Consider the following 23257-nt stretch of genomic DNA (forward strand, 5'->3'; position numbering starts at 1 on the left):
TTGCAGTTCTATGTGTCGACGGAGCTTATGTCCAGTCACTCGGAAAATCGGGCAGATGCGGGTTTCGGATTAATTGAGCTAATCCTGATGGTTGCGGAATCACTTCACTACTCTTAATTGATAAAAGGTTAACCAGATGGTTCGCTCTATACCGGGCTTTCTCGCGCTGATGATTTCGCTTCAATGTTTTGCCGACCTGCGTGTTAGCTCGCCAGGCCAAAGCTGTCGTCTGCTGACTGACGTCCATTTGAGGGCTGGCGACTGGGTTCGGAGTGTCGAAGGACTAGAGGGTTGTCGAAGCAGCGCGAGAACGATAAGCCTTGATAACCCGAATCTGATTTTATTTTTCGTAGAGGGTCGCGACAGTATACCGCTCAAACTAAACGTTCTTGTGGATGTGTCGGCTGTTGATGACGAAGACCCTGCTAAACGAGAGCTCGTTAAAGTGACAAAGCGTCTTGCAGTCAGGGCGCTCGGCTTATCCATTCCATACCTGGTAGAAGAATCAATCATGAAGGGAACGCCATTTTCTCTTTCCTTAGGCGTCGGAAAACTTACGTTTACCCGCACTCCGATTGTTAAAGGCCGTTACCAGATGGCGGTGGCAGCGGAGTAAGCGATCGATTCCAGCTCATACTGCCATCGGCGCATTTCATTCCGCTCAGCGCCTTGGCCGCGCGGGCAGCAGGCTCGGGCTTCACCAAGTCACCCTAATGCAGATAGGGATAAACATTGGAAAACCATCTAGTGCTTAGTTTACGTTGTGCATCGCCCATGGATCTGCCTCTCGTGTTCAGGCTTGAGCGAGCGTATATCCAGAATTTTGAGTCAGAAGCATTACGCGCCTGGGAAAGCGCGGCAGATCGTCACATTGAGCAATGGGTATCAAATTTATCCCGCATGTACATGGCCGAAATGGCAGGTAACGTTGTTGGATACTATTTCTGGGAGATGGAAATCGACAATGCTGGCCTCAGCTCTATCAATGTGCTCCCAGACTTTCGTCGACAGGGAATTGGTACAGCGCTGCTTCAACATTTCGAGAGTAATGCATCGAAAGAAGGCGCCACGCTACTGACGCTCGGAGTCATTGAGCACAACCCCGCAAGGCACATGTATGAGGCAGCAGGCTATTTATTTTTTCGCAAAGAGGGCAGTTATCGCTACTACCGCAAATCCCTTGCTGATTGAACCGTGGACCTTACTGAGCGTCAGTGCCGAGCGGATCCGGCAGGCATCGTCTCTCTTTGTTGAGCGATCGCGCAGGTCTTCTGTCCACCAGGTATTAGCCTCCATTTCTTGAGGCCTACCCTGAAGTCTCTGTTGAAGTCGCCGTCGATGAGAGGATGGTTTATATCGTATTGACTGGAATATTTTGTTCACGTGGCAGCCTCAAATTTCTGCCGGGCAAATTTTCGCGGATGACGCAGTGCTTTTATGTCGTCGGCTGGCTCTCCATCTGCGTGCATGATGGATCTCCGAAGGGGCTGGTCAGGGCCGATCAAACGGTTTCCGATCCAGCAGACAATCGATGAACGCACCTAGAGCGGCTGGGCGGTGTCGCCTGTTCGAGTAATAGAGGAACAGCCCGGGACGCGTGATCGACCAGTCCGCAAGGACCTCGATCAGCCTTCCTTGGGCCAGAAGCTCACCTACTCCATCTCGCTCGAAATGGTAAGCAATGCCCAGGCCCTGTAGCGCAGCAGTAATACCGATATCAGGGTGATTGGTGACGACGGGGCCTTTCACCGCGACTTCGAGTTGCTGGCCCCGTTTCTTGAACTCCCAGCAGTAGTATCTGCCGTCCGCTTGAAGCCGCCAGTTGATGCACGCGTGTTCGTGTAAGTCAGCAGGGGAGTGGGGGATTCCTCGGCGCGCGAGGTAATCCGGCGACGCCACGGCAACCATGTCCAAATCAGGGGTGAGCCGAACAGCGACCATGTCTTTTTCAAGCTGGCCACCCACGCGGATCCCTGCGTCAAATCGGCCAGTCACGATATCCGCCAGCGCATCGTCAACCACTATGTCGAGCACCACATCCGGGTGCATTTGCTGGAAGCGTGAAAGCCGTGGAGCAATGATGGTCCTCGCTGCAATCCCTAACGTGTTGATGCGCAATGTGCCACTCATCTGCCCCGTCGCCTCGCTGACCTCTGCAACCGCAACTGCCATTTCTTCAAACAGGGGCGCTATGCGTCTGTAGAGCTGCTCGCCACTTGCTGACGGCGCGACGCTTCGAGTCGTTCGATTGAGCAGGCGTGCGCCGATACGGTCTTCGAGTTGTCGGATGCTCTGGCTAAGTGCGGAAGGTGACAGGCCCAGATGTTCCGCAGCCCGGGCGAAGCTTTGACGCTCAACAATGGCGACAAAGGCTTTGAGTTCAGCAAATTCAGATCCGCGCATTATGCCTTGTTCTCTACATAATCAATCCTGATTCTAGGGGATTCTTGAAATGACAGCCAGGACGCATCATGTGGGCCGTCCCAGTCAAGGAATCCGCCATGTCAGCACTTACTCTCCCTGATCCCATTGCCGCGTATTTTGCGGCAGATACCCAAGGCTCCAATGCCATTGCCCGCTGTTTCACACCGGATGGCGTCGTGAAAGATGAAGGGCAGACCCACAGTGGTCGCGATGCCATCAAGTCCTGGAAGGACGAGGTATCGACCCTCTACACCTGCACCACTGAGCCATTCTCGATTGAGCGGGCGGGCGATGTTCATGCTGTCTACTGCCACGTGGCCGGTAATTTTCCAGGCAGCCCGATCGACCTCAAGTTCTCATTCCGCCTTGAGCGCGGCCTGATCGCAAACCTGGAGATCACGCTATGAGCTTCGATCTCCAACTGAATGGCCTACGGGCGGTGGTTACCGGCGGGACGATGGGCCTTGGCGCAGCAGTCGTGCAAAACCTGGTAGAGGGAGGTGCCCGGGTGGCGACATCAGCCCGCGACGTGTCAGCACGACCTGTGGAAGGCGTCACTTACATCCGTGCGGATCTGACGACGTCTGAAGGTGTGGCTCACCTTGCACAGTGCGTTCTCCAGGATTGGGGGGGTGTTGATATGGTGATTAATGTGCTCGGTGGTTCGAATACGCCTGCAGGTGGCTTTGCTGCCATCAGTGACGAGCACTGGCTAGATGAACTGAACTTGAATCTGATGCCCGCAGTTCGTCTGGACCGCGCCTTGTTGCCCGCCATGCTGGCCCAGGGTTCAGGCGTCATCATTCACGTCAGCTCGATTCAGCGCATGATGCCCCTGCCGGAGTCCACCACTGCTTACGCGGCTGCCAAGGCGGCACTTACCACCTACAGCAAATCCCTGGCCAAAGAGGTTATGCACAAGGGCGTTCGGGTGCTGAGTGTCGCGCCGGGATGGATTGAAACCGAGGCGTCCGTAAGGCTGGCGGAGCGGCTGGCTGCCGAGGCGGGAACGGACTACGAGGGCGGCAGACGAATCGTCATGCAATCCATAGGCGGGATTCCGCTTGGCAGGCCAGCCATGCCTCAAGAGGTTGCTGACCTCATCGCTTTCCTGGCATCCCCGCGAGCAGCCTCAATCTCGGGGTCCGAGCACCGTATCGACGGTGGTACCGTGCCTGTGCTGTGACCGGCTGCCCAAGTCAGGTGCGTGACGGCAAGTCCCTTGGGCTTGCTGTTCAAACCGCACTCAAGTCTAAGGGTCGCTGCGTCGGTGACATTGATGCGGTACGGCTCGAAATGTCGGACTGACACGGGGTGCCCGATAGCGAGACGTATGAACCGGGTCGGCTTTAATAGGGCTTGGCGCGCATTGCTGGAGCTGACGGCTTTCGACCCAAAGCGGACATTCAAAGGTTTAAGGCAGTCATAATCGCTCGGCACCTCGCCGAAAACGGGCATGACCCCATAGCCTTTTACTCATACCTATCTCCCCACCCGGCGATTCGCTAAGACGATCTGATTAGTGAATATAATTCACATCACTCGGTAACAACGAGCCGAGATCCCGCTTCATTTCTCCAATAGGCTGTCTCGAAACCTTTAAGGAATCGACATCATGCCATCCTCTTCAGCCGGCACAGCGGCAATTGGCTTCGCCACAGGATTCCGATCGACTGTTGAGGCCCGATGCGGTGGTGCTCTCCGCCGCTTTCAGCGCCTGACACGAACTCCGTCTCGTCGAGACAGCCATCACCGCGCAAGCGCTTGTCATTCACCCACTGATGCAGTGCAGGAAATAATCGCTCCTGAAACGATTGGCGAGGCAGTGACCTGCTTCAACGCTTACGGGAGCGCGCCATGAGATTGAGCATTCTTGACCACTCTCCCGTGGACAGCGGCTGCACAGCCGCTGATGCGCTTTGGGCGACCACGCGACTGGCGCAAACCGCTGAATCTTTGGGTTTCGAACGGTACTGGGTTGCGGAACACCACCAATCCAACGTTCAGGCAGGGAGCAGCCCTGAGCTGCTGATGATGCAGATTGCCGCCCATACTCAGGCGATCAGGGTGGGTTCGGGTGGCATCATGCTGCCCCATTACAGCGCGTACAAAGTTGCCGAGACAGCGCGTGTGCTGGAGGCGTTGTACCCGGGGCGGATAGACCTGGGAGTAGGGCGGGCGCCCGGAGCGGATCAACGCGTCACCCGTGCCCTCAATGATGAGAAGACACACCAGATCCCGTTCCCGGCCAAGCTCAAGGACCTCAAGGCTCTGCTGCTTGATGACAAAGAGGGGGCAGGCGATCAGCCCCAGCCGATCTACGCTGCACCTCGGATCACGACCCTCCCTGAGTTGCACATACTGGGCGCCAGCGGCAGTACCGCTGAACTGGCCGCTCTGGAAGGGATGGGCTTCACGTTTGCGCACTTCATCAATCCCCATCATCAGCAAGGTGTGCTGGCCGCCGAGCATTATCGAGCCTATTTTCGTCCGTCAAAACTGCATGCCGCGCCCAGTGTCATCGTTGCTGTATTCGCAGTAGTGGCCGACACCGTCGAGCAGGCCGAGCGGCTGGCGACCAGCTTTGATGACTGGTTGCTGCGGGCAGAGTCTGTTGCCCCAGCCGAGGCGTTGGCGCTGCCCGACGCGGTCGACCCTACGCAGTACAGCGCTGAAGCGCGCGATCGAGTCGCGCTCAACCGCATGCGGGTGGTTGTTGGCGACGGTCCGTTGGCGATTCAGCAACTGCAGCGCATCGCGTCGCAGTATCAGACCGATCAGATGATGGTCATCCCCATGATCCCCGGCGAAGCAAACCGCCAGCGTGCTATCGAGCTGCTCGCTCGCGCCAACCACGAATCCAACCTCCGCGCCCCACAGCGGGCACTTCAGGAGAACTAATCATGACCTTATTTGAAGCATACGAACTCGGCGCCACAACGCTGGACAACCGCATCGTCATGGCACCGATGACCCGCTCGCGCGCCCCTGACGACATTGCGACGGAGCAAATCGCCCTGCACTACACCCAACGCGGCACCGCCGGTTTGATTGTTTCGGAAGGCACGCCGATCTCTCGTGAGGGCCAGGGTTATCTCTTCAATCCGGGCATCTATACCGAAGAGCAGATCAAGGGATGGAAGCTGGTCACCGACTCGGTCCACAGCGTCGGCGGGAAGATGTTCGCCCAGCTGTGGCACGTTGGCCGCGTGTCCCACACTTCCATTCAGATCGACGGCAAAGCGCCGGTCAGCGCCACCAGCAAACAAGCGCAAGGTGCAGTCGCGTTTGCCTACACGGACGACGGGGAGCCGGGTTTCGTGCCCACCGCCACGCCACGCCCGCTGACCACCGAAGAGGTAGCACGCGTGGTTGAAGATTTCGCCCAGGCTGCGGAAAACGCTATCGCTGCCGGATTCGACGGGGTGGAAATTCATGGCGCCAACGGCTATTTGCTTGAGCAGTTCCTGAATCCGCTGGTGAATGACCGAACCGATCGCTACTCAGCCGACACGCTGGAAAATCGTCTGCGGTTCGTATTTGAGGTTGTCGATGCGGCAGCCGCCAGAGTCGGCGCTGATCGAGTGGGTATCCGGATTTCGCCGTACGGCCAGTTGTTCGATATGCCGTTGTATCCGCAGATCGACGAAACCTACTCAGCGCTCTGTGCAGGCATGAGCCAGCGCGGCATCGCTTACGTTCACGTAATGGATCAGACCCACTTCTTCATGGCAGAGGAAGGCTCGGCTGCGCAGGAGCAGGCGCTTCGTGACCTGCTCAAAGACTGCAAAACACAGCTGGGCAAGACCGCATTGATTCTCGCCGGGGACATGACCCGTGAACGCGCTGAAGAGCTGCTGCACGCCGGCCTGATCGACCTTGCCGCATTCGGGCAGCCCTTCATCGCAAATCCTGACCTGGTGACTCGGCTGAAAAACGGCTGGTCACTGACCGAGCCGGATCGCGACACCTACTACGGCGGCGATGCAAAAGGGTATGTCGACTATCCGCCCTACAGCGGCTGATTCTGCAGCCCACGCCAGCCGGCGTAATGACCTTTCGTTGAGCCCGGTGACCGTTGCATCCAGGGCAGAGGGCCATGGATGCTGGGTTATCACCGCGTCCGATGATCCGAGGGAACACATCGGGATTCCGAAGGCCTATACCCGTTACGGTGCACTGTGGGCTGATACCAACGTCTGATTCCGATTGCTTGGCGACGCTCAGTCCTTCAGGAATTGCCCCTGCTTCACAGTTACGGCAGGAAGGACTCCGTTTACGCACGATATAGGTCGCGTTTCACTGCACAGTCGGACGTTGGGTTGGTTAAGGACCGTTTGATCGCTGATGGTTGAGTTGAATCACAGCTCCACATCTCTAACAGGTGTTCTTATGTCCACGTTGAAAAGCTATTCGGTTAACGCCAACGGTATCCGTCAACACATCGTTGAGGCCGGCGAAGGTCCGCCGGTGATCCTGCTTCACGGCTTCCCGGAAACCGGCTATGCCTGGCGGTTCCAGATCCCGGTACTCGCAGAGCGCTACCGGGTCATCGTTCCAGACCTGCGCGGTTACGGCGAAACCGAGAAACCGTCTACCGGTTACGACAAACGCAACATGGCTCTGGACATTCGCGAGCTGATGCGCGAGCTCGACGTTCCCAAAATCGCGCTGGTGGGCCACGACCGTGGTGCTCGCGTGGCCACACGGTTCGCCAAGGACTTTCCGGATTTGCTGGACCGTCTGGTGGTGATGGACAACGTGCCAACCCGTATTGTCGCTCGTGAGATGGACGCCAAGATCGCCAAAGCGTACTGGTTTTTCATGTTCCACCTGGTGCCGGATTTGCCAGAGGCGCTGATTGCCGGACGTGAGCACATTTGGCTACGGCATTTCTTCTCTGATTGGTGCCACGACCCACAGGCGATTACCGGAGAAGCCTTCGACACGTATGTCAGGGCTTATCAGGCACCGGGCGCTGTGCGAGGCGCGATGTCTGATTACCGTGCCAACGCCACCGACACTGCCCAGGATCAGGAGGACGCAGACACCAAAATCTCGGTGCCGACAATGTCGTTGTGGGGCGCGAATTTCCCCGCCGTCGCCGAACTGTTCGACATGCCCAAGGTTTGGGCCGAGATGGCCGACGACCTTGAAGCCCATGCCATTAGCCACTGCGGCCACCTCCCTCACGAAGAGCAACCCGATGAGGTCAACAGATTGCTTCTGAAGTTTCTTGAGCCTTGGGAAGGCTGATCGGAGCTTGGGGTTACCTTGAAATCGCGGCCAATGTTTTCAACGAAATCGGGGAGTAGCCGCCGTTCATTACGTGGCAGCTTCCCATGCCTGCCAGGAGACCATAGAGCATCCAAGGAAGATGCACGCACCTGATCAACCAAGAGCCGGACGCCAGGGCATGAATAAAAAATAATGATAATGAGCTTAGAAGATAATGTGATTTTCAACTGGCTCCCATAGCGCATAGGCTGCCCTGATTACGTCTGAATCAAATCATCAGGGAGTCATCCATGAGCAACGTCAGCGCTTTGCCCGCTCAGTCCAGTGTCAGCCTTGCAGCCAATGCCAGCAGCGTACGCGATCGGGTCAGCCCCCAAGAGTGGGAAGTACGCGTGAAGCTGGCGGCGGCCTACCGGATCGCCGCCCTGAAACGCTGGACCGATCACATCTACACGCACTTTTCCGTGCGCGTACCGGGCCCGGACGAGCACTTCCTGATCAATGCGTTTGGTCTGCTGTTTGACGAGATCACTGCCTCCAACCTCGTCAAGGTCGACATTGACGGCACGATTGTCGATGACCCCACCGGCTTAGGCATCAACAACGCCGGCTACGTGATTCACAGCGCGATCCATGCAGCGCGCCCTGACTTGCAGGCGGTGCTGCACACCCACACCCGCGATGGCATTGCCGTCTCTGCGCAGAAAAACGGGCTATTGCTCATCTCCCAGCATTCCCTCGGGTTCTCCGGGCGGGTGGCGTATCACGGCTATGAAGGTATCGCGCAGGACCTCGGCGAGCGCGAGCGGCTGGTGGCGGACTTGGGGGACAAGAGCGTGATGATTCTGCGTAACCATGGTCTGCTCACGGCAGGGCTGAGCGTGGAGCACGCATTTCAACACCTGCACAACCTCGAATACGCCTGCAACATCCAGATTGCCGCCCAGGCGGCGGGCAATGCCGAATTGATCTTCCCGCCTGAAGAGGTGGTGAAGCGGGTGGAAGAGCAGGCCAAAGTCCTGAAAAGCGGCACGGGGCCTGGCGTAACACGGCATTGGAATGCGCTGATCCGCGAACTGGATCGGCTTGGGACGGATTATCAGGATTGATGTCGACGACGAGTACGGGATGACGCAAAGCGGCGCGGGCGGCATTCCCACCCGGAGCGGGGGAACGATCAATTGCGGCGTCCGAACCGGCCTCTTCCCGGCTGAAGCCGGTCCTACGAAAAGCAGCGGGTGCGGTCAGTAGGACCGGCTTTAGCCGGGAAGCCGTTGATCTGCTCTACGCTTTTGATCTTCGTACACAAATAGCCCGGACACCGCAGAACGCGACTTTGGTGCAGGCTGAACGCAGGTCTCGCGAAGTGGGCCGAGCCGCATGGATGCGGCGAGAGCGCCGTCAGGACATGGATGTCCGTTCGGCGCGGGCCCACGGAGCGAGGCCGGAGTGAAGGAACCCTGACGAAGGAAGGGCCCAACCAGGAGCACAAGCCCTTGGTTACTTGGGGCTTTATCAAGTAACTCGCCGAAGGCGAAACAGTCCGCCCCCAGGCGGACGCTCTTGATGGTGATCTTGATCCGGATAACCTCAGATCAATGCTTGGACTCAGACTGCGACATCGCCAGCAACTGCTTCTCCTGATTCCAGTCGAACGGCTCATCGTTCTCCATCGCCTCAAAGCGACGCTCCTCCAGCGCCGTATACAAATCAATCTCATCGTCCGGCATGAAATGCAGACAATCGCCCGCGAAAAACCAAAGCAAATCCCGCGGCACCAAATGAGCAATCTGCGGATAACGCTGAATCACCTGACACAACAAATCCTGCCCCAGATACTGACTCTCGATCGGATCCGCCGGCAACAGCGTCAGCAACTCATCGTAACGCTCCAGAAACAGCGCATGACTTTCCTCGGGGACCTGCTCGGCCTCTCCCAGCGCGACCAGGATGCCGCGCAAGTGCAACAGCAGATTCATGATGTGGTCGAGATTGGCGTCGGCCATGATGAAGCCCTCAGAGACAAAAACAGGCGCGGGAGTATAGAGGCCCCCGCCGCCTGCGGCTATCTCAATGCCACAACCCGGCCAGATACCGGTGGCCTGCTTCAGTGAGGGCGAGGTGCGCATAAGTGCGATCAGGACTGGGCAGACGGGTGACAAAACCCATCATCAGAAGGGTTTGCAGCGTTTGTGTCGGCTTGCCCCTGTAAAGATCCTCCCCCGAGGCGATTTCAGAGAGCAGGCAGCGATGAGTCAGGCGTTGGTTAATCATGATGCGTCCCCTTGGGTTTTTCTTGTTGTTACCAAGGAGTGTAGGACAAATCACCAGAGCGGTGTATGTAGACGTAAGTCGCGGGCCGCCATTATAAAAGCGCGCTTGCCCGAAGGCTTCGGAGGGGCTGACCTGTCATCAGCGCCTGTACCTAAGCCATCGCGAGCAACCGCACTCCTACTCGGTATGCCGTTGTTAGCGGGTTTTGCCTTCGGTGGCGACCAGCTCTTCCTTATCAAAGTCATCCACGTCGATCACTTTGCGCCGCGCCGCTTCCGCAGCGCGCAAGGTTTGCGCTTCCGCCGCCTGCAGCACGCCTGCATTGAGCGCGGCGTCAATCAGATGCTCGCCACCCGCTGGCTTGACCTGACCGCTTTTCACCGCGTGATGCAGTTTGCTGCGGGTAGCCTTGGCGCCGCTGAGCAGGTCGCTGGCGTGCTGCAATGCGCCGACTGGATCCTCTGCGTCGGTCGGGCGATAGCAACCGGCAAGCACCGATTCCAGCGCCGGGTCGCCTTTGGCGCGGCCGAGGATTTCCGCGACCTGGGCATCGAGCCTGTCCGAAGGCCCTTTGTGGCGACGACCGAACGGGAACACGATCACCCGCAGCAGCCCGCCTAGAATGCGGTTCGGGAAATTACTGAGCAATTCGTCCAGCGCGCGCTCCGACTCACCCAGCGCTTCTTCCATGGACCAGCAAAATAGCGGCGCCAGCGCTTCGGGATAATCCAGATCGTGATAACGCTTGAGCGCAGCGGACGCCAGGTACATGTGGCTCAGCACATCGCCCAGTCGCGCCGACAGACGTTCACGGCGTTTCAACTCGCCGCCCAGCAGCATCATGCTCAGGTCAGCCAGCATCGCAAACGCTGCAGCCTGCCGGTTCAGTGCGCGGAAATAACCCTGACTCAGGCGATCACCCGGCACGCTTTCGAAATGCCCAAGACCCAGATTCAGCACCAGCGTGCTGGCCGCGTTGCGAAAGGCAAAACCAATGTGCTGCATCAGCAGGCCGTCGAATTCCACCACCGCCCGGTCATGATCCTGACGACCGGCGAGGGCCATTTCCTTCAGCACGAACGGATGGCAGCGAATGGCGCCCTGACCGAAGATCATCAGGTTGCGCGACAGAATGTTCGCGCCTTCAACGGTGATGAAGATCGGCGCGCCTTGCCACGAGCGACCGAGGTAGTTGTTCGGGCCCATGATGATGCCCTTGCCGCCGTGCACATCCATCGCATGGGTGATGCACTCACGGCCACGCTCGGTCAGGTGGTACTTCAGAATCGCCGACAGCACCGAAGGCTTCTCGCCCAAGTCCACCGCGTTGGCGGTCAGAATGCGCGCGCTGTCCATCAGCCAGGCGTTGCCACCGATGCGCGCGAGGGATTCCTGAATCCCTTCGAACGCTGCCAGCGGTACGTTGAACTGCTCGCGCACCTGGGTGTACTGCCCGGTAACGAGGCTGGTGAACTTCGCAGCGCCGGTACCGACCGCCGGCAGGGAAATCGAACGTCCGACCGACAGACAATTCATCAGCATCATCCAGCCTTTGCCGAGCATGTCCTGGCCGCCGATCAGGTATTCCAGCGGAATGAACACGTCCTTGCCGGAGTTCGGGCCGTTCATGAAGGCAGCGCCCAGTGGCACATGACGACGACCGATCTCCACACCCGCGGTGTCGGTGGGTATCAGCGCCAGGCTGATGCCCAGGTCTGTCTCGTCACCCAGCAAATGCTCAGGGTCGTAAGCCTTAAAGGCCAGGCCCAGAAGGGTAGCGACCGGGCCGAGGGTGATGTAGCGCTTTTCCCAGTTCAGGCGCAGACCGATGACTTCTTCGCCTTCCCACTGGCCCTTGCAGATGATCCCGGTGTCGGGCATCGCCCCTGCGTCGGAGCCAGCCAGCGGGCCGGTCAATGCAAAGCACGGGATCTCGTCGCCACGGGCCAGGCGTGGCAAGTAGTGATTGCGCTGCTCATCGGTGCCGTAATGCAGCAGCAGCTCTGCCGGGCCCAGTGAGTTGGGCACCATGACGGTGGAGGCCAGATCGCCGCTGCGGGTCGCCAGCTTCATCGCCACTTGCGAGTGGGCGTAGGCCGAGAACCCTTTGCCGCCATACTCCTTGGGAATAATCAGAGCAAAAAAGCCGTGCGCTTTTATATGCGCCCAGGCTTCCGGGGGCAGGTCCATGGCCTGACCGATTTCCCAGTCGCTGACCATGGCGCAGAGTTCTTCGGTCGGACCGTCGAGGAACGCCTGCTCTTCGTCGGTGAGCGTGGTTTTCGGGTAGCTCAGCAGGGTGTTCCAGTCCGGACGGCCGCTGAACAGCTCGCCATCCCACCACACCGTGCCGGCGTCGATGGCGTCACGCTCGGTGGCGGACATCGGTGGCAGCACTTTCTGAAACCACGAGAACATCGGCGCACTGAAGTGTTTGCGACGCAGGTCCGGCAGCGCCAGCATCAACGCGACGCCGAGCCACAGTACCCACGGGATAATCATCCATCCGTGGGCATGGCTGAACGCGCCCATCGCCAACAGGTACACCGCGACGATGCCCAGGGCGGGGAAGGGCGCAACACGCCGATGGGCCAGCCAGGCCACGCCGACCACCAACACTACGATCCACAACAACAGCATAAACAGCCCTCCATGATGACGGTGCGATAAGCGCAACCGGCTGCGCAGTCGACCGCTCTGGCCCGCGCTTCGATAGTGACCCCGCGCTACCAAGGGAGTTCGGGACCTGGCCGATGCACAGGAAGTTGTGGCTCGAACACCCGCATCCCGGAGTAGACTGTGGCCCGCCGCAAACGCCACTCATCGATCGTTGAGCACACGGAGAATGACAACATGTTGAAGATCTGGGGCCGCAAGAACTCGTCCAATGTGCGCAAGGCATTGTGGATCGCCGAGGAACTGGGGCTGGAATATGAGTCGCTGAATGCCGGCGGCGCTTTCGGGGTCAACGATCAGCCCGAGTACCTGGCGAAGAACCCCAACGGCGTGGTGCCGATGATTGAAGACGGCGAGTTTGTGCTGTGGGAATCCAACACCATCGTTCGCTATCTGGCGGCTCAATACGCGCCGGATTCTTCGCTCTATCCCGCCAGCCCCAAGGCGCGTGCCCAGGCTGAAAAGTGGATGGACTGGACCACGTCGACGCTGGCCGCTCCCTTTCGGCCGGTGTTCTGGGGCGTAGTACGCACGCCAGCCGACAAACAGGACTGGACGCAAATCAACGCTGCGAAAGCCGAAGTCGAACGCCTGCTGGTCATCGTCGACGCAGCACTGGCGCATCAGCCGTACCTCTCGGGCGATGAATTCGGCGTGGGCGACATTCCCCTCGGCTGCTTCGCTTATCCCTGGTTCGAAATGCCGATTGAACGTCGCGAGCTGCCCCACCTCAAAGCCTGGTACGAGCGTTTGCAACAGCGTCCGGCGTATCGCAAGGCGGTCATGACCGCGCTGACCTGAGTTCAGCCCGTGTCGAGTTAATACTGACTATCAACCGATGTCGTTGTACTTGGGCGGCATCGGCACGCAACATTGCGACCACTGCGCTTGCAACCTTGTGTTGCGCCTGATTTTCCCGCTGCGCGGCACGGTAAATGTCAGCGGCCGTGTCAGTCCGGCGACTGTACTTTCGTATTCGTTTATCTTCCCTTTTTCATTTTTATTGGTGTGTGTTCAGTCATGAGTTCAGCTCTGTCCATCCGGCAGCTAACCAAGACCTACGGCAACGGTTTCCAGGCCCTCAAGGGCATTGATCTGGACGTCGCCGAGGGTGATTTCTTCGCATTGCTCGGCCCTAACGGCGCCGGCAAATCCACCACCATCGGGATCATCTCGACCCTGGTCAACAAGACCAGCGGCACGGTGAACATTTTCGGCCACGACCTCGATACCAACCCGGCGCAGCTCAAGCGCTCGATCGGTGTGGTGCCGCAGGAATTCAATTTCAACCAGTTCGAGAAGACCTTCGACATCGTCGTGACCCAGGCGGGTTATTACGGCATCCCGCCGAAGATCGCCAAAGAGCGCGCCGAGCAGTACCTGACCCAGCTGGGTTTGTGGGACAAGCGCGACTCGCCGTCACGTTCATTGTCCGGCGGCATGAAGCGCCGTCTGATGATCGCCCGCGCGCTGATTCACGAGCCCCGCCTGTTGATCCTCGACGAGCCAACCGCGGGTGTAGATATCGAATTGCGCCGTTCCATGTGGACCTTCCTCACCGAGCTGAACGAGAAGGGCATCACCATCATCCTCACCACCCATTACCTGGAGGAGGCTGAGCAGCTGTGCCGCAATATCGGCATCATCGATCACGGCACGATCATCGAAAACACCAGCATGAAGACGCTGCTTAACAAACTGCACGTAGAGACCTTCCTGCTGGATTTGCGGGATCCGCTGCAAGCCGCGCCTCAGCTCAACGGCTATCCGGTGCAGTTGGTGGATAGCCAGACCCTTGAGGTGCAAGTCGACAAGACCATCGGCATCACGTCGCTGTTCAGTCAGTTGTCGCTGCAGAACATTCAAGTGTTGAGCCTGCGCAATAAAACCAACCGCCTTGAGGAGTTGTTCGTGGGTCTGGTCGAGAAGAATCTGGCGAAGGTGGCGATATGAGCTCGGAGCTGCGCCCCAACCTGATCGCCCTGAACACCATCGTTTACCGTGAGGTCCGGCGTTTCATGCGGATCTGGCCGCAGACCTTGCTGCCGCCAGCGATCACCATGGTTCTGTACTTCGTGATCTTCGGCAACCTGATCGGTCGGCAGATCGGCGACATGGGTGGCTTCACTTACATGCAGTACATCGTGCCCGGCCTGATCATGATGTCAGTGATCACCAATTCCTACGGCAACGTGGTATCGAGCTTCTTCGGCGCCAAGTTCCAGCGTTCGGTCGAAGAACTGATGGTTTCGCCGGTGTCGCCCCACACCATCCTGATCGGCTACACCATCGGCGGCGTGCTGCGCGGGCTGGCGGTGGGGGTGATCGTGACGATGCTGTCGATGTTCTTCACCGATCTGCAGGTTCATCACTTGGGTATCACGATCATCGTGGTGCTGCTGACCGCGACGATCTTCTCGCTGCTGGGCTTCATTAATGCCGTGTTTGCCCGCAATTTCGATGATATTTCCATCATCCCGACCTTCGTGCTGACGCCGTTGACCTACCTGGGCGGGGTGTTCTACTCGATCAACCTGCTGCCGCCGTTCTGGCAGACCGTGTCGCTGGCCAACCCGGTGCTGCACATGGTCAATGCCTTCCGCTTCGGCATCCTCGGCGTGTCCGACATCAAGATCAGCATTGCCCTGGCGTTCATGGTCGTTGCGACCATCGTGCTGTACCTCGGCTGCGCGCGATTGCTGGTGAGCGGACGCGGGATGCGTCAGTAATTTCGCCGCACCTTGTGGGAGTGAGCTTGCTCGCGAAGACGTCATTACATGCGCTGAACATGTAGCGGATGTACTGACGCCTTCGTGAGCAAGCTCATGCCCACATGTTCTGCTGTGTTCGTACTATCGGCGCTTTGCCTTGCGCTGCTTCCACTGCCGCCCCACCCACCAGCGCCAGTACGCCATCGTCCCGAAATACCCGGCCACGCCCAGCACAATCCCCGCCACCACCGACCCCAGCAAAAACGGCTGCCACAAGGTGGACAGCTGTCCGCTGATCCAGTCCCAACTCAGCTCGTCCGGGAAATGCCGCGGCGGCAAGCCCATCAGCAGCGCGCCGATTTTATAGGTGCAATAAAACACTGGCGGCATCGTCAGCGGGTTGGTCAGCCAGCACAGACTGACAGCGATCGGCATGTTTGCCCGGACCCAGATCGCCAGCACGGCCGCCAGGAGCATTTGCAACGGCATTGGCATCAAGGCGGCAAACAGCCCGATCCCCATCGCGCGGGCCACGGAATGTCGATTGAGGTGCCAGAGGTTGGGGTCGTGCAGAAGAGAGCCAAGAAAGCGTAAGGATTTGTGTTCCCGGATGCTGTTCGGATCGGGCATGTACCGCTTGATCAGGTGGCGTGGCATACGGGAATCCGGCGAGGTGGGCGGGAAATTCGGGGAAGTATGCACGGATAGTCGCAAACGCAAATTCAGACTTTGTGACAATTAATAAGCGCGCGTGCCGGCGCATCGGCTAAGCCATGGAGGTCGATTTCACCCGCAGACAAGGAAAGCCTCATGCGCACAGGGATGCTCGCCCTCGCACTCGGACTGCTGACGCTACGTTTTCTGCCAGCATTACCGCCGGTCTGGTTGCTGCTGGCGATGCCCGTGGTGGCGCTGATGCTGCTGCCGTTTCGCACCTACCCCCTGGCGTTTTATCTGTTCGGGCTGACCTGGGCCTGCGTCTCGGCGTCGTCGGCGCTGGATGACCGACTGGCCGAGCGCCTCGATGGGCAAACGCTCTGGCTGGAGGGACGCGTCGTCGGGCTGCCGCAGACAATCGACGGCGTGGTGCGGTTTCAGCTGGATGATCCCGTTTCACGACGCGCGCGGCTTCCCGAACAGATCCGCATTGGCTGGTACGGCGGGCCGCCGGTCAATAGCGGGGAGCGTTGGCGTCTGGCGGTCAAACTCAAGCGCCCGGGTGGGCTGGTCAATCCCGGCGCGTTCGATTACGAGGCATGGCTGCTGGCGCAGCGCATTGGGGCCACCGGCACCGTGGTGGACGGCCAGTTGCTCGAACCGGCCCAGGACAATTGGCGCGACAGCATTCGCCAGCGCCTGCTGAGTGTGGATGCCCAGGGCCGGGAGGGCGGTCTGGCGGCCTTGGTGCTGGGGGACGATTCCGGATTGAGCGCCGCCGATTGGCAAGTCCTGCAGGACACCGGCACCGTCCACTTGCTGGTCATTTCCGGAACGCACATCGGCTTGCTCGCCGGTTTGCTCTACGGCCTGGTGGCTGGCTTGGCCCGATGGGGCGCGTGGCCGCCATTTCTGCCCTGGCTGCCCTCGGCATGCATGGCGGCCTTCGCGGGCGCGCTGGCATATGGCGTGCTGGCGGGCTTTGAAGTGCCGGTGCAGCGGGCTGTCACCATGCTGGGTCTGGTGCTGCTGTGGCGTCTTCGTTTCCGCCATCTGGGCGCCACCTGGCCGCTGTTGCTGGCGCTCAATCTGGTGCTGCTCGCCGAGCCACTGATCACGTTGCGCCCGGGTTTCTGGCTGTCGTTTCTTGCGGTCGCGATCCTGATGCTGATCTTCAGCGGGCGACTCGGGCCGTGGAGCTGGCTGCAGAGCTGGACCCGCGCACAATGGCTGATCGCGGTGGGGCTGCTGCCGGTGCTGCTGATGTTGAGCTTGCCGGTGAGCGTGAGCGGTCCCGCCGTCAATCTGCTCGCCGTGCCGTGGTCGAGCCTGCTGATCTTGCCCCTGGCGTTGCTCGGCACGGCGCTGCTTGCTATCCCTCCGCTGGGCGAAGGTCTGTTGTGGCTGGCAGGCGGCGCGATGGACGGGCTGTTTCGCTGGCTGACGTTCATGGCCGAGCTCGCTCCCGCCTGGACCGGCCCCCACGTGCCACTGTGGGTCTGGCCGCTGAGCCTGTTCGGCGCGTTTCTGCTGTTGCTGCCCAAAGGCCTGCCGATGTGTCCGTTGGGCTGGCCGTTACTGTTGCTGTGCATCTTCCCGCCGCAGAAAACCGTGCCTGTCGGGCAGGTCGAAGTGCTGCAGCTGGATGTGGGGCAGGGGCTCGCCATCCTGCTGCGCACCCGCGACCACGCCCTGCTGTACGACGCAGGGCCGCGTTTCGGTGATTTCGATATCGGTGAGCGCGTAGTATTGCCGGCCATTCGGCGCGCCGGGCTCAAGCAACTGGACACCCTGCTGCTCAGTCATGCCGATGCCGATCATGCCGGTGGTGCCGCTGCCGTTCGCAAGGGCGTGCCGGTCGCGCGGGTGCTGACGGGTGACGTAGGGCGCATGCCGACCGAATTGTCAGCCGAGTCCTGCCGTAACGGGGAAACATGGACGTGGGATGAAGTCGTTTTTTCCACTTGGATATGGGAGCAGGCCGCCGAGGGCAATCAGGCTTCCTGTGTGCTCAGCGTCCAGGCCAATGGCGAGCGGCTATTGCTGACCGGTGATATCGACGTCGCTGCCGAACGCGCGATGCTCGACGACGGCTTCAACGTCAGCGCCCACTGGCTGCAATCTCCCCACCACGGCAGCCGCAGCTCGTCGTCCCGCGGGTTTCTGCGCGCGGTCGGTGCGCGGGGCGTGCTGATTTCCCGAGGCCGCAATAATGCGTTCGGCCATCCCCATCCGCTGGTGATGTCCCGATACGCATGGTCGGGCATGGAGATTCACGACAGCGCTGTGCTGGGTGCTATTACCGTGCAATTGGGCGCTTACGAAAGGGCGCTGGCCGAACGTAGGACGCGACGCTTCTGGCGTGACTGAAAGGTCTGGTTATTCATCGACACGTTCGGCGAGGCGCCGACGCTATGTTAGAGTGGCGCCACTTTTTTTGAGGGGGTGGTCGCTGTGTGGGAGCTGGTCAAATCAGGTGGCTGGATGATGCTACCGATCATTTTGAGTTCCATCGCCGCCGTCGGAATCATCATTGAACGCCTCTGGACCCTGCGCGCCAGTCGCATCACGCCGCCGCATTTGCTCGGCCAGGTGTGGCGCTGGATTCAGGACAAGCAACTGAGCGCCGAAAAGCTCAAAGAGCTGCGCGCCGACTCGCCGCTGGGTGAAATCCTCGCCGCCGGTCTGGCCAATTCCCGCCATGGTCGCGAGATCATGAAAGAGTGCATCGAGGAGGCCGCAGCCCGGGTCATTCACGAGCTCGAACGCTATCTGGCGACACTCGGGACCATCGCTGCCATGGCCCCGCTGCTGGGTTTGCTGGGCACCGTGCTCGGCATGATCGACATCTTCAGCTCGTTCACCAGCAGCGGCATGACCGGGAACGCCGGCATGCTTGCCGGCGGTATTGGCAAGGCATTGATCTGCACCGCATCCGGCCTGACCGTTGCGATTCCCGCGATCTTCTTCCATCGCTACCTGCAAACGCGCGTCGATGAGCTGGTGGTCGGCATGGAACAGGAAGCCATCAAGCTGGTGGAAGTCGTGCAGGGCGACCGTGACGTCGACCTCACCGACGCCAAGCCGGACATCAAGGCTGCCGCACGTGGCGAGGGCAGGAAGAAGTGAAATTCCGCCGTCGCAAACCCAGGGAGACCATCGACATCAATCTGGTGTCGCTGATCGACGTGGTGTTCATTCTGCTGCTGTTCTTTGTCGTGACCACCACGTTCACCCGGGAAACCCAGCTGCGCGTTGACCTGCCCCAGGCGGTGACCGGCGCTTCGGCCGATGACGTCGACAAAAAACACCTCGACATCACGATCAATGCCGACGGCGTGTATTCGGTGAACAACACCCTGCTGGGCGACAGCAAGCTGGAAACCCTCATCGATGCCCTGCAGAAGGAATCCGAGGGCGACACCAGTCTGCCGCTGTCGATCAGCGCTGACGGCAAGACCCCGCACCAGGCGGTGATCACCGCCATGGACGCCGCCGGCAAACTCGGTTTCGCCCATTTGCGCATGACCACCGTCGAGGCCGCATCGGCTAACTGATGGCATTCACTGACCGACTGCTCGACGCCTGGTACAACGGCCATCCGGCGCTGGTGCTGTTGCGCCCGCTCGAATGCCTGTACCGGCGCGTGGTGAACCGCAAGCGCGCGCGCTTCCTCGCAGGGCAGGGCGACATTTATAAAGCGCCCGTTCCGGTGGTGGTCGTCGGCAATATCACTGTCGGTGGCACCGGAAAGACGCCGCTGATCCTCTGGATGATTGATCATTGCCGGGCACGCGGGCTGCGCGTCGGTGTGGTCAGTCGGGGCTATGGCTCCAAGCCGCCGAGCCTGCCCTGGCGCGTACTGCCGCAACAGCCCGCCGAGCACGCGGGCGATGAGCCCCTGCTGATCGTCAATCGCACCGGCGTGCCATTGATGATCGACCCGGACCGCTCGCAGGCCGTGCGCGCCCTGCTCGCTGAAGAGCCCCTTGATCTCATTCTCTCGGACGACGGCCTGCAGCACTATCGCCTGAATCGCGACCTCGAACTGGTGCTGATCGATGCCCTCCGCGGGCTTGGCAATCGCCGCTGCCTGCCGGCAGGCCCGTTGCGCGAACCGGTCGAGCGGCTGCGGAGCGTGGATGCGCTGCTGTACAACGGCGCGAGCGCGGATCGCGAAGACGGCTTCGGGTTTCAGCTCAAGCCCTCGGCGCTGGTCAACCTGGTCACCGGGGAGCGCCGGCCGGTCGATCATTTCCCGCGCGGTCAGCAGGTCCACGCAGTGGCCGGCATCGGTAACCCGCAACGTTTCTTCAACACCCTCGAAGGACTACACTGGCGGCCTGTTCCACATGCGTTCGCCGACCACGCCGTGTTCAGTGCCCAGGCACTGTCGTTCACCCCGGCATTGCCCCTGGTCATGACCGAGAAGGACGCCGTCAAATGCGCGTCTTTTGCCGCACCGGACTGGTGGTACCTGGCCGTGGAAGCCGTGCCTTCGCCGGCGTTCGTCAGTTGGTTCGATTCGCAGTTAACCCGTCTTTTGCCATGACTCGCTCAGGATCTTTTATGGACACCAAATTGCTCGACATTCTTGCCTGCCCGATCTGCAAGGGTCCGCTCAAGCTCAGCGCCGACAAAACCGAGCTGATCAGCAAAGGCGCCGGCCTGGCCTACCCGATCCGCGACGGCATCCCGGTGATGCTGGAAAGCGAAGCGCGCACCCTTACCACAGACGAGCGTCTGGACAAATGACCGCTGCGTTCACCGTTGTCATTCCGGCGCGCTACGGCTCCAGTCGCTTTCCCGGCAAGCCACTGAAAACCATCGCTGGCAAGCCGATGATCCAGCACGTCTGGGAACAGGCGCGTAAAAGCAGCGCAGAGCGCGTGGTGGTTGCCACTGACGATCAGCGCATCGTCGACGCCTGCCAGGCGTTCGGCGCCGAAGTGCTGATGACCCGCGACGATCACAATTCCGGCACCGACCGCCTGGCTGAAGTCGCCGCCCAGCTGGGCCTGGCCGACGACGCCATCGTGGTCAATGTCCAGGGCGACGAGCCGATGATCCCGCCCGCCGTGATCGATCAGGTCGCCGATAATCTTGCAGCTCATCCCGAGGCGCGCATGTCGACCCTGGCCGAGCCAATCGAGGACGTGACCTCGCTGTTCAATCCCAACGTGGTCAAGGTCTGCTCTGACCTCAACGGCCTGGCGCTGACTTTCAGCCGCGCGCCGCTGCCCTGGGCTCGCGATGCCTTGGCGAAGTCCCGCGATACGCTGCCAGAAGGCGTGCCGTATCGCCGCCACATCGGCATCTATGCCTACCGCGCCGGGTTCCTCCACGACTTTGTCAGCTGGGGCCCATGCTGGCTGGAAAACACAGAAAACCTCGAGCAGTTGCGTGCGCTCTGGCACGGTGTGCGCATTCACGTGGCCGACGCCCTCGAGGCGCCACCGGCCGGCGTCGATACTGCGGAAGATCTGGAACGCGTTCGTCGTCTGCTGGAGGCTTGATGAGCGTGGGTCTGGTACTTCTTCCACTGTTTTCGCGGACGCATCCATGACGCTGAATGTACAACACGACGTGTCTCTCAAGCCCCACAACACATTCGGCGTAAATGTCCGTGCCCGGCGTTTTGCCGAGGCGTTCAGCGACGACGACGTACGCGAGGCCTTGGCGTATTCGACCCGCCACGACGTGCCGCTGATGGTTATCGGCGGCGGCAGCAATCTGCTGCTGACCCGTGACGTCGATGCGCTCGTGTTGCGCATGGCCAGCCGGGGCATCCGCATCACCCACGAGGATTGCGGCGGCGCCATTGTCGAAGCGGAGGCAGGCGAGCCCTGGCATCCGTTCGTGCTGGACACACTCGCCCAAGGGTTGGCCGGGCTGGAAAACCTCAGCCTGATCCCCGGCACCGTTGGCGCTGCACCGATGCAAAACATCGGCGCTTACGGCGTTGAGCTCAAGGATGTTTTTCACAGCCTGACCGCGATTGATCGGCACAGCGGCGAGCTGCGGGAATTTGTCCTGGCCGACTGCGAGTTCGGCTACCGCGACAGCCTGTTCAAGCGTCAGCCAAACCGTTGGCTGATCCTGCGTGTTCGCTTCAAGCTCAGCTACTCGGCGACCCTTCACCTCGATTACGGGCCGGTGCGTCAGCGCCTGGAAGAGCAGGGCATCAAAGAGCCTTCGCCGATGCACGTGAGCCGGGCGATCTGCGCCATTCGCAGCGAAAAACTGCCGGACCCCGCCACGCTGGGCAACGCAGGGAGCTTCTTCAAGAACCCGCTGGTGTCCGCCGAGCGTGTGGCTGTCATCAAACTCACGCACCCTGGCGTCGTCGGCTACCCTCAGGCCGATGGCCAGGTAAAGCTGGCGGCCGGCTGGTTGATCGAGCAGGCGGGCTGGAAGGGCTTCCGTGACGGCGACGCAGGGGTTCATGCGCTGCAGTCACTGGTGCTGGTCAATTATGGCCAGGCATCGGGCGAGCAATTGCTCGCTCTGGCGCAGCGCATTCAGGCGGACATCCTCGAGCGCTTCGGTGTTGGGCTGGAAATGGAACCCAACCTCTATTGATCGGGGCGTGTCCTCCGGTTTGAGCGTCACTTAGTCGCTATTCAGTGAGGGTTAACCATGAGTGAAACCCTATGCGCGATCGTGCTGGCGGCGGGCCACGGCAGCCGATACCGCGCAGTTGCCGGTGACCACCGTAACAAGCTCCTGGCGCAATGCCTCGGGCGTGACGGCACGGAGCGATCTGTGCTGGAGCAGGTGCTTGTCACCGTCAGCCCCCTGGCCGATAAGACCGTCCTGCTGACCCGAGCCGATTACTGCAGCGTTGCCGAGTTGGGCCTGCGCCATGGCTACGAAGTGGTGGTACTGGATTCCCCTGGCATGGGCGACAGCATCGCCGCAGCCGTTTCGGCCGAGCCCGCCCATCGCGGCTGGTTGATTGCGTTGGGCGACATGCCTTTCATTCATCCTGACACCCTCGAACGTGTGGCCCGTTCGGTGGAGGACGACGCCATCAGCGTGCCGGTCCATGGCGGAAAGTATGGGCACCCCGTTGCTTTTGGTCGTGCGTTCGGCCCGGCTCTCATGGCGCTGGCGGGGGAGAAGGGCGCCAGACGGTTATTCCAGGGCGCGCGGATCAAGGAGATCGAGGTCGACGACCCGGGCGTGTTGTGGGACGTGGACGTACCCGCTGCGCTGACCTTTCAATCGCGCTGATCTCACACTACATAACCTCAGGTCCCCTAGACGGCAGGCAT

24 protein-coding genes are annotated in these 23257 nt (G+C 60.3%); 19 read left to right on the forward strand and 5 right to left on the reverse strand.

From position 1 onward, the window contains the following. Nucleotides 1-136: 136 nt before the first annotated feature. Both AC3ISG_RS07305 and AC3ISG_RS07310 read left to right on the forward strand, forming a co-directional pair. On the forward strand, nt 137-616 hold the full coding sequence (locus AC3ISG_RS07305) for a hypothetical protein (RefSeq protein ID WP_122535571.1): 480 nt from the start codon (nt 137-139) through the stop codon (nt 614-616). A 158-nt stretch (nt 617-774) separates the two neighbouring features. Further along, entirely contained in the window at nt 775-1191 is a 417-nt protein-coding gene (locus AC3ISG_RS07310; RefSeq protein ID WP_489298862.1) for a GNAT family N-acetyltransferase, read from the forward strand. A gap of 300 nt (nt 1192-1491) precedes the next feature. Here the strand turns inward: AC3ISG_RS07310 and AC3ISG_RS07315 are convergent, their stop codons facing one another. Continuing rightward, nucleotides 1492-2403: a LysR family transcriptional regulator gene (locus AC3ISG_RS07315; protein WP_489298863.1), complete on the reverse strand. Its 912-nt coding sequence runs from the start codon at nt 2401-2403 to the stop codon at nt 1492-1494. Between the two features lie 98 nt (nt 2404-2501). On the opposite strand from AC3ISG_RS07315, the gene AC3ISG_RS07320 reads away from it, so the two are divergent. The 6 genes from AC3ISG_RS07320 (at nt 2502) to AC3ISG_RS07345 (ending at nt 8771) form a co-directional block, all read left to right on the forward strand. Further along, entirely contained in the window at nt 2502-2831 is a 330-nt protein-coding gene (locus AC3ISG_RS07320; RefSeq protein WP_122535759.1) for a nuclear transport factor 2 family protein, read from the forward strand. Beyond that, nucleotides 2828-3610, forward strand: a complete 783-nt coding sequence (locus AC3ISG_RS07325; RefSeq protein WP_489298864.1) for an SDR family oxidoreductase — start codon at nt 2828-2830, stop codon at nt 3608-3610. The genes AC3ISG_RS07320 and AC3ISG_RS07325 overlap by 4 nt, the downstream gene beginning before the upstream one ends. Before the next feature lie 671 nt (nt 3611-4281). Beyond that, a complete protein-coding gene (locus AC3ISG_RS07330) occupies nt 4282-5325 on the forward strand; it encodes an MsnO8 family LLM class oxidoreductase (RefSeq protein ID WP_489298865.1) in 1044 nt (347 codons plus the stop codon). 2 nt (nt 5326-5327) lie between these two features. Then, a complete protein-coding gene (locus AC3ISG_RS07335; RefSeq protein WP_489298866.1) occupies nt 5328-6449 on the forward strand; it encodes an alkene reductase in 1122 nt (373 codons plus the stop codon). A 367-nt stretch (nt 6450-6816) separates the two neighbouring features. Then, a complete protein-coding gene (locus AC3ISG_RS07340; RefSeq protein WP_240356912.1) occupies nt 6817-7680 on the forward strand; it encodes an alpha/beta fold hydrolase in 864 nt (287 codons plus the stop codon). A 272-nt stretch (nt 7681-7952) separates the two neighbouring features. After that, entirely contained in the window at nt 7953-8771 is an 819-nt protein-coding gene (locus AC3ISG_RS07345; protein WP_489298867.1) for a class II aldolase/adducin family protein, read from the forward strand. A 486-nt stretch (nt 8772-9257) separates the two neighbouring features. On the opposite strand, the gene AC3ISG_RS07350 is transcribed toward AC3ISG_RS07345, so the two are convergent. The 3 genes from AC3ISG_RS07350 to AC3ISG_RS07360 all read right to left on the reverse strand — a co-directional run bounded on the left by AC3ISG_RS07350 (nt 9258) and on the right by AC3ISG_RS07360 (nt 12576). Then, a complete protein-coding gene (locus AC3ISG_RS07350; RefSeq protein ID WP_074888183.1) occupies nt 9258-9668 on the reverse strand; it encodes a PA2817 family protein in 411 nt (136 codons plus the stop codon). Between the two features lie 64 nt (nt 9669-9732). After that, complete coding sequence (locus tag AC3ISG_RS07355) at nt 9733-9936, reverse strand: helix-turn-helix domain-containing protein (RefSeq protein WP_163022082.1); 204 nt, start codon at nt 9934-9936, stop codon at nt 9733-9735. Nucleotides 9937-10131: 195 nt separating this feature from the next. Beyond that, complete coding sequence (locus tag AC3ISG_RS07360) at nt 10132-12576, reverse strand: acyl-CoA dehydrogenase (RefSeq protein WP_489298868.1); 2445 nt, start codon at nt 12574-12576, stop codon at nt 10132-10134. A 213-nt stretch (nt 12577-12789) separates the two neighbouring features. Between AC3ISG_RS07360 and AC3ISG_RS07365 the strand changes: the two genes are divergently transcribed. The 3 genes from AC3ISG_RS07365 to AC3ISG_RS07375 all read left to right on the forward strand — a co-directional run bounded on the left by AC3ISG_RS07365 (nt 12790) and on the right by AC3ISG_RS07375 (nt 15341). Continuing rightward, nucleotides 12790-13413 carry a glutathione S-transferase family protein gene (locus AC3ISG_RS07365; protein ID WP_122623810.1) on the forward strand — a complete coding sequence of 208 codons (624 nt, stop codon included), beginning with the start codon at nt 12790-12792 and terminating at the stop codon, nt 13411-13413. Nucleotides 13414-13632: 219 nt separating this feature from the next. Beyond that, complete coding sequence (locus AC3ISG_RS07370; RefSeq protein ID WP_122535564.1) at nt 13633-14565, forward strand: ABC transporter ATP-binding protein; 933 nt, start codon at nt 13633-13635, stop codon at nt 14563-14565. Further along, on the forward strand, nt 14562-15341 hold the full coding sequence (locus AC3ISG_RS07375) for an ABC transporter permease (protein WP_065993104.1): 780 nt from the start codon (nt 14562-14564) through the stop codon (nt 15339-15341). The genes AC3ISG_RS07370 and AC3ISG_RS07375 overlap by 4 nt, the downstream gene beginning before the upstream one ends. Before the next feature lie 123 nt (nt 15342-15464). Here AC3ISG_RS07375 and AC3ISG_RS07380 read toward each other — a convergent pair whose 3' ends face one another. Beyond that, on the reverse strand, nt 15465-15980 hold the full coding sequence (locus tag AC3ISG_RS07380; RefSeq protein WP_122535563.1) for a DUF2062 domain-containing protein: 516 nt from the start codon (nt 15978-15980) through the stop codon (nt 15465-15467). A gap of 153 nt (nt 15981-16133) precedes the next feature. Here AC3ISG_RS07380 and AC3ISG_RS07385 point away from each other — a divergent pair, with 153 nt between their 5' ends. From AC3ISG_RS07385 to AC3ISG_RS07420, 8 genes are all read left to right on the forward strand, one after another. Further along, nucleotides 16134-18350 (forward strand): DNA internalization-related competence protein ComEC/Rec2, encoded by a 2217-nt coding sequence (locus AC3ISG_RS07385; protein WP_489298869.1) that lies wholly within the window; start codon nt 16134-16136, stop codon nt 18348-18350. Between the two features lie 84 nt (nt 18351-18434). After that, a complete protein-coding gene (locus AC3ISG_RS07390; RefSeq protein WP_122535561.1) occupies nt 18435-19109 on the forward strand; it encodes a MotA/TolQ/ExbB proton channel family protein in 675 nt (224 codons plus the stop codon). Then, the gene (locus AC3ISG_RS07395) at nt 19106-19537 is read left to right on the forward strand and encodes an ExbD/TolR family protein (RefSeq protein WP_065993112.1); all 432 of its coding nucleotides are present in this window, start codon (nt 19106-19108) and stop codon (nt 19535-19537) included. Before AC3ISG_RS07390 ends, AC3ISG_RS07395 begins: the two co-directional genes overlap by 4 nt. After that, on the forward strand, nt 19537-20532 hold the full coding sequence (gene lpxK, locus AC3ISG_RS07400; protein ID WP_489298870.1) for a tetraacyldisaccharide 4'-kinase: 996 nt from the start codon (nt 19537-19539) through the stop codon (nt 20530-20532). The genes AC3ISG_RS07395 and lpxK overlap by 1 nt, the downstream gene beginning before the upstream one ends. A 17-nt stretch (nt 20533-20549) precedes the next feature. Further along, nucleotides 20550-20735, forward strand: coding sequence for a Trm112 family protein (locus tag AC3ISG_RS07405; RefSeq protein WP_003174668.1), 186 nt, complete (start codon nt 20550-20552; stop codon nt 20733-20735). Next, nucleotides 20732-21496 (forward strand): 3-deoxy-manno-octulosonate cytidylyltransferase, encoded by a 765-nt coding sequence (gene kdsB / locus AC3ISG_RS07410; protein WP_205487137.1) that lies wholly within the window; start codon nt 20732-20734, stop codon nt 21494-21496. The genes AC3ISG_RS07405 and kdsB overlap by 4 nt, the downstream gene beginning before the upstream one ends. A gap of 46 nt (nt 21497-21542) precedes the next feature. After that, nucleotides 21543-22562 carry a UDP-N-acetylmuramate dehydrogenase gene (gene murB, locus AC3ISG_RS07415; RefSeq protein WP_489298871.1) on the forward strand — a complete coding sequence of 340 codons (1020 nt, stop codon included), beginning with the start codon at nt 21543-21545 and terminating at the stop codon, nt 22560-22562. A gap of 57 nt (nt 22563-22619) precedes the next feature. Then, nucleotides 22620-23216, forward strand: coding sequence for a nucleotidyltransferase family protein (locus tag AC3ISG_RS07420; RefSeq protein ID WP_489298872.1), 597 nt, complete (start codon nt 22620-22622; stop codon nt 23214-23216). Nucleotides 23217-23257: the final 41 nt, after the last annotated feature.

Source organism: Pseudomonas sp. GL_135, assembly GCF_057834665.1.